Source organism: Bordetella petrii (genome assembly GCF_000067205.1).
GTDB lineage: Bacteria > Pseudomonadota > Gammaproteobacteria > Burkholderiales > Burkholderiaceae_B > Bordetella_A > Bordetella_A petrii.
Genome location: NC_010170.1, coordinates 4,105,175 through 4,117,979 on the forward strand (window position 1 = coordinate 4,105,175; position 12,805 = coordinate 4,117,979).

Annotated in this window: 11 protein-coding genes; 4 read left to right on the plus strand and 7 right to left on the minus strand. The window is 68.6% G+C overall.

Features of this window, described 5'->3' with window-relative positions; all coding sequences use genetic code 11:
• Nucleotides 1-34 precede the first annotated feature (34 nt).
• From BPET_RS19780 to BPET_RS19795, 4 genes are all read left to right on the plus strand, one after another.
• The gene (locus BPET_RS19780; RefSeq protein ID WP_012250789.1) at nt 35-1,258 is read left to right on the plus strand and encodes a CaiB/BaiF CoA transferase family protein; all 1,224 of its coding nucleotides are present in this window, start codon (nt 35-37) and stop codon (nt 1,256-1,258) included.
• Complete coding sequence (locus tag BPET_RS19785) at nt 1,255-3,585, plus strand: acyl-CoA dehydrogenase (RefSeq protein WP_012250790.1); 2,331 nt, start codon at nt 1,255-1,257, stop codon at nt 3,583-3,585. The genes BPET_RS19780 and BPET_RS19785 overlap by 4 nt, the downstream gene beginning before the upstream one ends.
• 38 nt (nt 3,586-3,623) lie before the next feature.
• Nucleotides 3,624-4,598, plus strand: a complete 975-nt coding sequence (locus BPET_RS19790) for a Bug family tripartite tricarboxylate transporter substrate binding protein (RefSeq protein ID WP_012250791.1) — start codon at nt 3,624-3,626, stop codon at nt 4,596-4,598.
• Nucleotides 4,599-4,679: 81 nt separating this feature from the next.
• Nucleotides 4,680-5,642, plus strand: a complete 963-nt coding sequence (locus tag BPET_RS19795) for a LysR family transcriptional regulator (RefSeq protein ID WP_012250792.1) — start codon at nt 4,680-4,682, stop codon at nt 5,640-5,642.
• Nucleotides 5,643-5,660: 18 nt separating this feature from the next.
• Here BPET_RS19795 and BPET_RS19800 read toward each other — a convergent pair whose 3' ends face one another.
• The 7 genes from BPET_RS19800 to BPET_RS19830 form a co-directional block, all read right to left on the minus strand.
• The gene (locus BPET_RS19800; RefSeq protein ID WP_012250793.1) at nt 5,661-6,563 is read right to left on the minus strand and encodes an amidohydrolase family protein; all 903 of its coding nucleotides are present in this window, start codon (nt 6,561-6,563) and stop codon (nt 5,661-5,663) included.
• A complete protein-coding gene (locus BPET_RS19805) occupies nt 6,560-7,174 on the minus strand; it encodes a carboxymuconolactone decarboxylase family protein (protein WP_012250794.1) in 615 nt (204 codons plus the stop codon). The genes BPET_RS19800 and BPET_RS19805 overlap by 4 nt, the downstream gene beginning before the upstream one ends.
• A gap of 24 nt (nt 7,175-7,198) precedes the next feature.
• Nucleotides 7,199-7,816: a glutathione S-transferase family protein gene (locus BPET_RS19810; RefSeq protein WP_012250795.1), complete on the minus strand. Its 618-nt coding sequence runs from the start codon at nt 7,814-7,816 to the stop codon at nt 7,199-7,201.
• 31 nt (nt 7,817-7,847) lie between these two features.
• Nucleotides 7,848-8,492: a flavin reductase family protein gene (locus tag BPET_RS19815; RefSeq protein ID WP_012250796.1), complete on the minus strand. Its 645-nt coding sequence runs from the start codon at nt 8,490-8,492 to the stop codon at nt 7,848-7,850.
• Nucleotides 8,493-8,541: 49 nt separating this feature from the next.
• Nucleotides 8,542-9,525 carry a Bug family tripartite tricarboxylate transporter substrate binding protein gene (locus tag BPET_RS19820; RefSeq protein WP_012250797.1) on the minus strand — a complete coding sequence of 328 codons (984 nt, stop codon included), beginning with the start codon at nt 9,523-9,525 and terminating at the stop codon, nt 8,542-8,544.
• Between the two features lie 61 nt (nt 9,526-9,586).
• Nucleotides 9,587-10,564, minus strand: coding sequence for a Bug family tripartite tricarboxylate transporter substrate binding protein (locus tag BPET_RS19825; protein WP_012250798.1), 978 nt, complete (start codon nt 10,562-10,564; stop codon nt 9,587-9,589).
• Between the two features lie 124 nt (nt 10,565-10,688).
• A complete protein-coding gene (locus tag BPET_RS19830) occupies nt 10,689-12,704 on the minus strand; it encodes a helix-turn-helix domain-containing protein (protein ID WP_012250799.1) in 2,016 nt (671 codons plus the stop codon).
• Nucleotides 12,705-12,805: the final 101 nt, after the last annotated feature.

Consider the following 12,805-nt stretch of genomic DNA (forward strand, 5'->3'; position numbering starts at 1 on the left):
GCGCCGCCCCCTTAACCAATACCAAGGAGACATCATGGCAGGAGCGCTCGAGGGCGTGAAAGTGCTGGACCTGAGCCGCGTATTCTCAGGCCCCTGGGCCGCGCAGATGCTGGCCGACTTCGGCGCCGAGGTCATCAAGGTAGAGCGGCCCGGCCGCGGCGACGACGTGCGCCACCAGGGATACCCGATGCCCGGCCCGGACGGCGCCCCCACCAGCGAAACCTCGTCATTCGTGGCAATGAACCGGGGCAAGCGGTCGCTGACCATCGACATTTCGCACCCGCAAGGCCAGGCCCTGGTCCGCCGCCTGGCGCAGAAAGCGGACATCGTCATCGAAAACTTCAAGGCCGGCGACCTGCGCCGCTACGGGCTGGACTACTCCTCGCTGTCCGGGCTGAATCCGCGCCTGGTGTACTGCTCGATCACCGGCTTCGGCCAGGACGGCCCATACAGTCACCTGCCGGGCTACGACCCCATCTTCCAGTCCATGAGCGGCCTGATGAGCGTGACCGGCGTGCCCGACGGCGAACCGGGCGCCGGGCCGGTGAAAGCCGGCTACTCGGTATCCGACCTGACGGCCGGGTTCTATGCCGTGTGCGCCATCCTGGCGGCCTTGCGCCATCGCGACCAGATTTCCGGCCGCGGGCAGCACATCGACCTGGCCCTGCTCGACGCGCAGATTGCCGCCATGTCGCATATCGGCATGAACTATCTGGCCAGCGGCAAGCTGCCTGCGCGCATGGGCTCGTCTTCGCAAATTACCGCGCCGTTTCGCGCCTTTGCCTGCCAGGACGGGCACTTGATGGTGGCCGTGGGCAACGATACGCAATTCCAGAGCTTCTGCCGCGTAATCGGCCTGCCCGCTTTGGCGCAAGACCCGCGCTTTGACACCAACCCCAAGCGCGCGGCGGCCCAGGCCGAGCTGTCGGCGCTGATCGAGCCGGCCCTGCTCGCCCGCAAGGTCGCCGACTGGAACGCGGCCCTGGAAGAGGCCAAGGTTCCCTGCGGCCCCATCTACACAATGGATCAGGTGTTCGAAGACCCGCAGGTCAAGCACCGCCAGGTGCTGGGCCGCATGCCCCACCCGCGCCTGGGCGACATGCCATACGTGCGCAACCCGATTCATTTCTCGGGCACCCCCATCCAGGCCGGGCTGCCCCCGCCGATGCTGGGCGAGCACAGTGCGGCCGTGCTCAAGGCCGAGCTGGGACTGGACGAGGCCGAGATCGCGCGGCTGCAGGCAGAGGGCATCATATGAGCCAGCCCGACACCGCAATGATCGACGCCATTCGCGACAGCGCGCGCGACTTCCTGCAGCGCCGCGACCAGAAACAGCGCAAGCGCCAGGATGCGCCGCCCGACCGCGACTACTGGCGCGAAATCGCCGAAGTCGGCTGGCTGGGCATGGCCGTGCCCGAATCGCTGGGTGGACTGGACCTGGGCTGGCACGCCATGGCGGCCGTCATGGAAGAGGCCGGGCGGGCGCAATTGCCCGAACCCCTGGTGGCGTGCGCCGTATTGCCGAGCGCCGTGCTGGCGCGCCTGGATGACGACGCCGGCGCGCAGGCGCGCCGCCAACTGCTGCAGGACATCTGCGCCGGCCAGCGCATCGTCGGACTGGCCTGGCAGGAAACCGACGGCCAACTCGAAGCCGGCGAGGCCACGGGCGCATTCGGCGCCAGCGTCACGCTGCGCGAAGGCGCCTACGTGCTCAATGGCGAAAAGCGCCATGTCATCCCGGGCGATGGCGTGGACGGCTGGCTGGTATCGGCCGACGGCGAGCAAGGGCCGGCGCTGTTCTACGTGGCGGCCGGCACGCCGGGCGTTACCGCCGCCGTCTACCGGCGCGCCGATGGCGCGCGCGCCTGCCACCTGTCGCTGGAGTCCGCCACCCTGCCGCCGCAAGCCCTGCTGGCGCGCCAGGGCGTGCTGGACGCGATCGATGCCGCGCTGGATCTCGGACGGCTGATGCAGGCCGCCGAACTGACTGGCGCCGCGCGCCAGGTCCTGGCCGACTCGGTAGCCTATCTGAACACCCGGCAGCAGTTCGGCAAGCCGCTGGCCTCGTTCCAGGCCTTGCAGCACCGGCTGGTGGATGCGGTCATGCAAGTGGAACTGGCGGCCAACAGCCTGCTGAACGCGCTCAACGGGCTTGCGCATGCCGACAACGTCGCCACCCGGGCCGCCGCCAGCCGCGTGAAAGCGCGCGCCGCGCGCGCCGGCCTGGAGGCCGCCCGCCTGGCGGTGCAATTGCATGGCGCCATCGGCTACACCGACGAGTGCGACGTCAGCCTGTACTTTCGCAGCGCGCTGCACCTGGCGGCCTGGCTGGGCAACGCCACCGCGCACCGCCAGCGCTTCGGCGCCCTGGCGCCCGCCCCCGCCGCGCCAGACGAAGACGCCGCGCAGGACTCGACCGCCGCGGAGGACTTTCCCCGGCAGGCCGACTGGAACGCCATGCCCGAGGCCGAGTTCCGCGCCATGCTGCGGCGCTTCTTCCGCGCGCATTATCCGGCCCACCTGCGCCACGTGCCGTGGCGCCTGCACTGGGACGAAATCAAAGACTGGTACTACACCTTGTCGCGCCAGGGCTGGATCGCCCCTTCCTGGCCGCGCGAACACGGAGGCATGGCGTTGTCTCCCGCCCGCCTGATCGCCTACATCGAAGAAGCCGAGCGCTACGGCGTGGCGCGCGCGCCCGACCAGGGGCTGGTGATGCTCGGCCCCATCTTGTTGCGCTATGGCACCCAGGCGCAGCGCGACCGCTTCCTGCCCGGCATCTTGTCCGGCCAGGACGTGTGGGCGCAAGGCTACTCCGAGCCCAACGCCGGCTCGGACCTGGCCGCGCTGCGCTGCGAGGCGGTGGTCGACGGAGACGACCTGATCGTGACGGGGCAAAAGACCTGGTCCACGCTGGCGCAGGACGCCACCCACATGTTCATGCTGGTGCGTACCGACAAGACAGTGAAGAAACAGGCCGGCATCAGCTTCCTGCTGGTCGACCTGCGCAGCCCGGGTGTCAGCCGCCGTCCGATCCGCACGTTGTCCGGCCACGAAGAATTCTGCGAAGTGTTCTTCGACCAGGTGCGCGTGCCGCGCGACAACCTGGTGGGCGAATTGAACGCCGGCTGGGGCATCGCCAAGGCGCTGCTCGGCTTCGAGCGGCTGTTCAGCGGCAGCCCGAAACACGCCAACCATGCGCTGCAGCAGATTTTCGGCGTTGCCCGCCAGCGCGGGCTGCTGGCCGATGCCGCTTTCGCCGACCGGCTGGCCGAACTGCGGCTGGACGCGGCCGACCTCACCGCCATGTACGAGGTGTTCGCGGACATGGCGCGCGCCGGCCGCCCCCTGCCGCCCGAACTGTCGCTGCTGAAGATATGGGCCACCGAAACGCACGAGCGCCTGGGCGCGCTGCTCATCCAGGCCACCGACGAATACGGCGGCGCGGCGATGGAAGAAAGCCACGGCAGGGTGCATGCGCTGGCGCCGTACATCAACGCCCTGGCCGCCACGATTTTCAGCGGAACCAACGAGATACAACGCAACATCTACGCCAAACAGGTGCTGGGCCTGCAAGGCGCATGACCCACACGCGGCCACCCGCGCCACAAGGAGACATACTCATGAAGAAAAACCACGCCTTCCTGGCAGCCGCCGCCCTGGCGCTGTGCGCCGCGCTGATGCCCGGCGCACAGGCCGCCCAGGCCTGGCCCAACCAGCCCATCCGCCTGATCGTGCCCTATCCGCCCGGTGGCTCGGTCGACAACCTGGCGCGGCTGCTGGCGCCCACGCTGGGGCAGAAACTGGGGCAGACCGTCGTGGTGGAAAACCGCGCCGGCGCGTCCGGCACCATCGGCGTGGACGCCACCGTGCGCGCCACGCCGGACGGCAGCACTTTCGGCTTTGGCGTGCCCGGCGCGATTTCGGGCCTGCCGCACGTCATGAAGGTTCCGTACGACGTGTCCAAGATCCAGTACGTCTCGCTGGTGGCGCGCATTCCCATGGTGTTCGTGGTGAACCCGTCCACGCCCGAAACCACCCTGCCCGCCTTCATCGCCGCGGCAAAACAGCATCCCGGCAAATACAACTACGGCTCGGCCGGCAACGTCACTACTCCCCACCTGGGCGCCGAACTGCTCAAGCAGGAAACCGGCATAGACATCATGCACGTGCCGTACAAAGGCGCCGCGCCCGCGGTGACCGCGCTGCTGGCCAACGAGGTGCAGTTGTTCCTGGGCGATGCGTCGGCGGTGCTCAGTTTCATCAAGGCCGGCAAGCTGCGCGCCCTGGCCGTGGGCAGCCCCGACCGCTTCGAGGGCCTGCCCGACGTGCCCACCACTAAAGAGCTGGGCCTGCCCACTGTGTCGGTCGAATCGAATTACGGCGTGATCGCGCCCACCGGCACGCCGCCCGAGATCGTCAACGGCATGGCCGAAGCCATTGCGCAGTCGCTGCAAGACCCGGACCTGCGCCGCAAAATGATCGACCAGGGCGCGGTGCCGCAGGCCACCACGCCGGACGAATACCGCAAGGTGATGGAAGCGGAATCGCGCAAGTGGGGCGAGGTGATTCGCCGCGGCAAGCTGGGACTGCAGTAGGCGCGCGGCCGCCGCGCACCAGCAAAGGGCCGGCGGCTTTGCCGTATAGTGTGCCCGCGTACTTCAATCCCGACAGCCATCATGCCATCAGCCAAAGCCACGGGCCCCAGCCTGGACCTGACCGCCGACCTGCATAAGTGGCGCGCCTTCGTCGCCATCGCCGAACTGGGCAGCATCACCCGCGCCGCCCTGCACCTGGACCAGGACCAATCGGTGCTGAGCCGGCGCATCAACGCGCTCGAACGCGAATGCAACGCGCGGTTGTTCAACCGCACCGGCCGCGGGGTGCATTTGTCGGAAGTAGGCGAACGGGTGTTCCCGCTGGTGCGCACCCTGCTCGAAGACGCCGAGCGGCTGGAACTCGAAGTCAACGGCCAGGCGCGCGAGCCGGCCGGCGAGGTCACGCTGGGGCTGCTGCCCTCGACCGCGCATCCACTCATCCGCATGCTGTTCTCGCGGCTGCGCAAGCAGTTTCCCAAGGTGCACCTGAAGATCTTCGAAGGGTCGAGCGGCCAGATCGAAGAATGGCTGACCGACAGCCGCGTCGACATCGCCATCCTGTACCGCTATGCCGAAAAATGTCCGCCCGGCGAAACGGCCCTGGGCTACGTCGATTCATACCTGATCGGCGCGCCGGGCGATGCGCGCACGCGCGCCGGCGAGATCCGCTTCGATGAGCTGGACGGCCTGCCGTTCATCCTGCCCGGCGCGCCCAATGGCCTGCGCAACACGCTGGACGGCCTGGCCCGCGCGCGCAAGATCACCATCGCGCCCCTGATCGAGGCCGATTCGCTGCCGCTGATGAAATCGATCGTCGAGCACGAGCAGATGTACACCGTGCTGCCTCTGCACGCGGTATGGCAGGAAGTGCAGGAAGGCCGCCTGAGCGTGGCCGCGCTGCGCGACCCCAGCATGCGCCGCATCATTTCCATGGCGTACGCCCGCAGCAAGGGGCCGGGGCGCACCGTCATGGAGGTTGCCGGGCAGATTGAAGCCCTGGCACGCGAAATCGGCGGCGAAGGCGTCTGGCGCGTCACCCCCTGAGCCGCCGCCGCCCGGCGCCTAAAACCCGTACAGGCGGGCCGGATTGTCCACCCACACTTGCTGGCGCAGCGCGTCGCTGCCCAGCCATTCCCAGGCCACATCCGCCAGAGCGTCGGCCGCGGGCGCCCGCTCGCCCATGCGCACGTAGGGCCAGTCCGAGCCCCACAACACCTGGTCGGGGTTGGCTTGGACGAAGGCGTCGTGCAGGTAGCGGGCATCGGCATAATCGGGCGCCGTGCCCACCCGGCACAGCGTCAGCTTCATCCAGATAGCGCCATCGGCCAGCAGGCCGCGCAGCAGCTGGAAGACCGCATCTTGCGGCCCGCGCGCGGGCACCAGGCTGCCCAGGTGGTCGATGACCAGCGGCAGCCCCAACCGCGCCAGCGCCGGCAGATGCTGCATATACACATCGCACGGCGCCCAGAGCTGCGCGTGCAGGCCGTGCTGCTTCATGCGCGGCGCCAGCGCCGCCACCTCGCCGAAGCCGACACTGCCCGGGAAAAGCCTGCCGGACGGGTCGCGCGCCTCGACGAAACGCAGCGCCCGCACGCCGCCGTCGTACAGCGTCTGCAGCTCGGCGTCGCTGACCTGCGAATCGGCCACCGCCACGCCGCGCAACCGGCCCTGGCCCTGCGCCAGCGCGTCGAGCAACGCCGACGGATCGACGCCATAGGGCGCCGGCTGCACCAGCACGCCGCGCCGCGCGCCCAGGGCGTCGAGCATGGCCAGGTAGCGCTGCGCCGGCGCATCGGGCGCGGCATAGGTAGACGTATGCTGCAGCGGAAAGCGATCGTACGGCCCGAACACATGGCAATGCGCATCGCAGGCATCGGCCGGCAATGCGTGGCGCGGCCGCCCCGGCATGCGAGGGGTCTCGGTCGTGTCGGGAACATAGGGCATGGCTTGCCGGTCGGCGCTCATGATTGGTCCTTGTGTGGCAACGGCGCCAGGCGGCTCAGGGCCGGCTGGCCGGCTTCGGCCGGCACCTCCAGCGGCGCCGGCGCGCCGTCCGGCATGGGGATCTCGTGGGCGTTCAGGGTCATGGACACCATGGTGTAGTACCCGATCACCGCGGTCAGCTCGACCACGCCCGCCACGCCCCATTGTGCGACGACGCGCGCGTGCAGGTCCGGCGGCACCTGCCCGGTTTCCTGGATCTGGCGGGCATACTCGTAGACCAGCGCATCGGCAGGCGTCTCGAATTCAGGCGCGCGGCACGCGCGGATGGCGTCCAGCACCGCCGGCGCAATACCGGCGTCGGCCGCGGCCTGCGCGTGGATGTGCCATTCGATCTGGCTGTTCCAGCGGCGCGCCGTCACCACGATGGCCAGCTCGCTGACCCGGGGCGGCAGGCTGGTGCCAAAGCGCAGCAAGGCGCCCAGCGCCTGCCAGCGGTCGGCCAGTTCGGGGTTGTGCAGCGCGGCGCGCAGCGGACCCACCAGGCGCCCGCGCGGCCCCGAGACGATGCGCTCATAGACGCGCTTTTGTTCCTCGCTCATGGTGTCGGGAGCAGGAAACGGAATACGGCTCATGATGCAATCCTAGGGTTATGCGGCTCAGGCCGCGGCGTCGTCGGGCTGGCTGCGCGCCACCGAGGGGCGGCTGCTGAAGCGGCGATGCCAGGCCGCCAGCGCCGCATGGCCCTCGCGCCAGGGCAGGTCGGCGAACCGGTAGTCCAGGTACGACAACGCGCAACCGATGGCGATAAGGCCCAGGTCGAACGGCGTGGCCTCGAGCTCGGGCGCTTCTTTTTCCAGGGCGGACAGTACCGCCCTGACTTTCAGGTCGAACGCATCCAGCCAGGCGGGCGTCTGCCGCGCCTGCGGCTTGGCGCGCTCCTGGCGATACAGCAGCAACACGTCCAGCAAACCGTCGCCCAGCGCCTGGCGCCGCTCGGCCGTCAGGCGCGCGCGCGGCTCGGCGGGCAGCAGGCCGGTGTTCGCCAGGCCGTCCAGGTAGGCGCAGATAACGCGCGAGTCGTACACCGCCGTGCCGTCGTCCAGCACCAGCGTGGGCAGCTTGATGAGCGGGTTGTCGGGCACTAGGTCGGGGTTGGGTTTGTCCATGGCCACCGGCGTGCGCACCAGGGTGACGCGGTCTTCTATGCCCGCTTCGTATAACACGATCATCACCTTGCGCACGAACGGCGAGCGGGGCGACCAATGCAGCTTCATCTGTTGAGTCTCCGAAAATTCTTGCGCGGGCTCAGTGGCCCTGGGCGGGCCGCACCGCCGGATCGTTGGCGGCATCCGGCGCCGGCATCTGGAACAAATGGCTGGTGTGGGCATACCAGCCCGCGCCGTGCATGCGGCCCAGCAATTGCAGCGCCGGCGTGTCTACATAGAATTTTTCGCGATTCAGGATGGCGTCGTCGCGCAGGTACATGGCCACGACCCGCGCCAGCACGATCACCCGGTGCGGGGCCGCCTCGATGACCTGCCAGACGCGGCATTCCAACGCCGCCGGGCTCTGCGCGATGCGTGGCGGCGCCACCCGCAGCGACGGCGCGGTGTCCAGCCCCACGCGCGCCAGTTCGTCGACGTCGGCCACGTAATCCAGGCTGGTGCGGTTCATCTGCTCGGCCAGCCCGGCCGAGGCAACGTTGACCACGAACTCGCCTGTGGCCTGGATATTGCGCGACGTGTCCTTCAGCTGCCCGCCACGCGGCCCGATACCCAACGCCACAATGGGCGGGTCGCTGCTCACGACATTGAAAAAAGAAAACGGCGCGGCGTTCAGCCACCCTTCGGGCGACAGGCTGACCACCCACGCGATAGGCCGCGGCACTACCACGCTGGACAGCAGCTTGAATGCATCGGCCGAAGCCAGTTCGCTGAAATCGAAATTCATGAGTGTGGCGTCGCTCTTTCGTAGCCAAGCGGCACGCGGCCGGTGAATGTCATTTTGCCAGCAGCCCCAGCCGGTCCAGCAGGGGCCGCATATCGGCGCGATCTTTCTCGACGAAGGCCTGCGCCTGTTGCGGCGTCAGCGCCATCAACTCTATCGCCTGGTCTTGCATGACGCGACGGTAATCGGGATCGTTGTTCACGTCGCGGACAGTATCGCTCAGGCGTTGCACGATCGCCGGCGGCGTGCCCGCGGGCGCGGCCAGGCTGTACCAGGTGGCGGCCTGCGCGCCATGCACGCCGGCCTCATCCAACGTCGGCACCTGCGGCAGCAGCGGCGAGCGCTGGGCGGCCGCGTATGCCAGCGGCACCAGGCGGCCCTGGCGAATGAACGGCAGGCTGGCCGACAGGTTCAGCATCACCATGTCGATCTGCCCGCCCACGGCGTCGTTGATGGCGGGCGACGCGCCGGCATAGGGAATGTGGTTCAACTGGATATGCGCGGCTTGCTGGAACAGCTCGGCCCCCAGGTGGGTGGCGCCGCCCACGCCGGCCGAGCCGTAACTGAGCGTGCCGGGTTCAGCCTTGGCGCGCGCGATCAGTTCCGCCACCGTCTTGATGCCGCGCTCGGGATTCACCGCCAGCATGATGGGCTGCACGGCCAGCACCGAACTGAAGGCGAATCCGTCCACGCCGTCGTAGGGAGTTTTCTGCATCAGCGGCGTGACCACGTGCCCGGCCGACGTACCCACCAGCAGCGTATAGCCATCCGGTTTGGCGCGCGCCACGAAGCCGGTGCCGATCGAGGCGCCGCCGCCCGGCTTGTTTTCCACCACGACGGGCTGGCCCAGGCGCTTTTCCATGGCCCGCGCCAGGCTGCGCGCCACCGTGTCGGCCGGTCCGCCGGCCGCATAGGGATTGATCAGCGTGATGGGATGGTCGGGATAGGCATTCGCCGGGTCCGCGGCGCCGGCCGACGCGGGCGCCAGCGCAGCAGCCGCCAGCGCGGCCATCAACGTGCGGGTCTTCAAGAACATGGTCGCTCCACTGGCGGGTATGGGGGCTGGCATGGGGCTGGCATGAGGGCCGGTTGGCGCCTCAGTCTGCGTCCGCGCCGGATCGGCGGATCACCTGCGCCCATTTCTTCGTGTCTTCGCGGATGCGTTCGGCAAAGGCTTCCGGTGTGCTGTGCGTGGTGCGGATGCCATAGCTCGCCATGCGCTGCGTCATTGCCGGCGTGGTCATGACTGACTCGATGTCGCGATTCAGGCGTTCGATGATGGGCCGCGGCGTGCCCGCCGGCGCCAGCACGCCCGACCACAGGCTGACCTCGTAGGCCGAAAACCCTGGCGCCTCGGATATGGACGGCACATCCGGCAGCACCGGCAGCCGCTGGCGGCTGGTCACCCCCAGCGCCTTGATCTTGCCCTGCTTGACCGGCTCGATGAAATTCGACGAAGTGTCGATCATCATCGAGATGCGTCCGGCCAGGAAATCGTTGATGGCGCCCGACGTGCCCTTGTACGGAATGTGGCGGATATCCACGCCGGCAATCGACTTGAACATCTCGCCGGCCAGGTGGCTGGTGGTGCCCCGCCCGGAAGAACTGAAAGTCAGCTCGCCGGGCCGCTGCCGCGCCAGCTCGGCCAGCTCGGCCACCGAATTCACCGGCATGCCGTTGCTGACCACCAGCAGGTTCGAAGTCAGGTTGGTAAGCGATATGGGCGCGAAGCTCTTCTGCGGGTCGTAGCGCAGCGCATCGTAAAGCGTCGGGTTGATCGTCAGCACGCCCATGGTTGAGTACAGCAGCGTGTAGCCATCGGGCGCGGCATTGGCCACGGCCTCGGCGCCGATCGCGCCGCCCGCGCCGCCGCGGTTTTCCACAACCACCGACTGCCCCAGGCGCTCGCCCAGGTCTTGCGCCAGGGCCCGGGCCATCAGGTCGGTGGCCCCGCCGGCGGGAAACGGCACGACCAGCCGCACGGGATGATCGGGGTAGTCGCCTGCCTGGGCGACGCCCGCCAGGCACATCCCCAGGTACAAGCCAGCCGCTGCCAGCGCGCGCGCCATTTTCATGCCGTCTCCATGCTTTCTGGTTGTTTTGGTGAAAAGCATGGTATTTGGCCTGCCGGGCGCAGGCTATGCCGGGGATGGCAAACCAGCTATGCAAGCGGCCTCGCCCGCCGTTGCCGGCCCGACCCTACCCCAATGCGGAGCCGGAGCCTGCCACGCCTATGCTCCACAGCCGCAAGGCAACGTGGATCTCCAGCGCGCGCCTGGCGTCGCCCCAGTCGCCTATGAGCGACTCCACGCTCGCCAGCCTCTGGCGCACGGTGTTCACATGAATGCCCAGGCGAGAAGCGGTGACCGAGGCATTCTGGTGATTGTCGAAATACGCCAGCAGCGTGGCCGCCAGGTCTGAGCCGCGCTTGCGGTCGTGCGCCACGACGGCGCCGATGGCGGAATCCAGGAACAGGTTCAGGCTGGCGCGGTCCTGCGTTTCGAACAAGGCCGAATAAAGCGCCATTTCGTTCTGGGCGACGATGCGCCCATGCATGCCCAGCCGCCCCACCACGGGCAGCGCGCGGCGCAACGAGGCGTACAGGCCTGGCATTTCCGCCGCGCTGTGCACGGGGCGCGACAGCACTCCGCGGTAGGCGCCGCCCAGCTCGCGCCGGGCGAAATCGCCGAAGCCGTCCAGCAACTGCCCGGCGCGCGCCGCGCCGCACACGAAGGCCAGCACGCCGTCCACCTCGTCCAGCACCAGTCCGGGCCAGTCGAACAGCGCGCGCAGGCGCCGCGCCAGAAAAGCCGGCCCGGGCTGGTCCGGCTCGACCAGCATCAGCGACATGGGCTGGGAAATATCCAGGCCGAAGCGCTCGGCGCGGCCGCGCGCCAGCGCAGGCTCGCCTTGCCGCGGCGAGATCAGCGACTGCAGGAATTCGGAAATATCGCGGCTGCGGCTTGCTTCCATGCGCTCTTGCGAGAGCAGCACCACGCCGATCACGCTGGAGCTTCTTTCGAACGTGCGGATCGAAATGTCACGCATGTCTTCATGCCGGAACAGCAGCACCGAACCCAGCACGCCCCCGCCGCCGATCACCGCCGTGGCGCGGCACAGTTCCCCGCCGCTCTTGTAGGCGATGGTCGAGCGGCCCGCCCGCCGGCTGTCGTTCAACGCCTGCGTCAATGCCGCGCTGTGCGGGCCGTGCGGCTGGTAGGCGTCGGCCGCGCCGCCGTCGTAACCGGAGGCCACGCCGCGCCCGACCACATGGTGCATTTCGTCCAGCACCAGCACGCTGCCCTGCAGCAGCTCTGCAATAGACTGGCACAGCTCGCCCAGCGAGGCGCCGCGGGCCAGCAACATGGTCAACCGCTCGTGCGCCTCGACCGCGCTTTGCACATCGCGCGCATGCTGCTCCAGTTCGGCGCGCGCCTGGTCGGCTTTTTCCAGCGCGGCCTGCGCGTCGGCGAAGGCCTGGGCATTGTTGATCGCCACGGCCGCGTGGGTGGCCAGCGTGCACAGAATGGATATGTTCAGCGCCGTGTGGGTGCGGTGGTAGCGGTCGGCCACGAACAGCAGGCCGATCACGCTGTCGTCCCAGATCAACGGCGCGCCCACCAGCGCCGCCACGCCCTCGTCGCGGAAAATATCGTCCAGCTCGGGATCGTGGATGAAACGGTTGTCGTGCAGGTAGTCGGGCGTAGAGAACGGCAGGCGGGTCGACATGACAACACCCGCGACGCCGCGCTTGCGCTGCGCAGTCATCCGGCCAGTGCGCTCGACGATCGCCCCTTCGGTGACCACGACCCTGAACTCGCTGCCGTCGGGGTCGTAGATGGTCAGCCAGCACAGGTGCGCGCGCAGCAAATCGCGGGCGCGGGTAACAATGGCCTTGAGCAACTCGGACAGATCGAGCCGGCCGGCGAGATCTTGCGCCGATTCGATCACCGCCAACATGCCGCGCTCGCGCTGCTCGTGCTGCTCCAGCCGGTTGCGCAAGGCCATGGCCATGCGCGCCAGTTCGATCAGGCCGTTCTTTTGCGCCAGGCTGTCGGGCAGCGCTTCCAGGTCGGCCAGCCGCGCCGCGAAATCGTCTATGGCCGCATTACCATGCAGCAGGCCGAGCAGGTCGGCGGCAACCGCCCCGGCTTGCGTCCCGGCCGGCAGGCGGGCCGCGGGGCGTTTCCGGGGGACAGGGGCAGGCGAAGGCATGGGGTTTCCGCGATAACCAGACGGAGTTGCGCACAGGCGCGCCGCCCGCACAGTGCGAACATCATATCAACTTAGTCCAATCTATGTGCAAATTGCACATA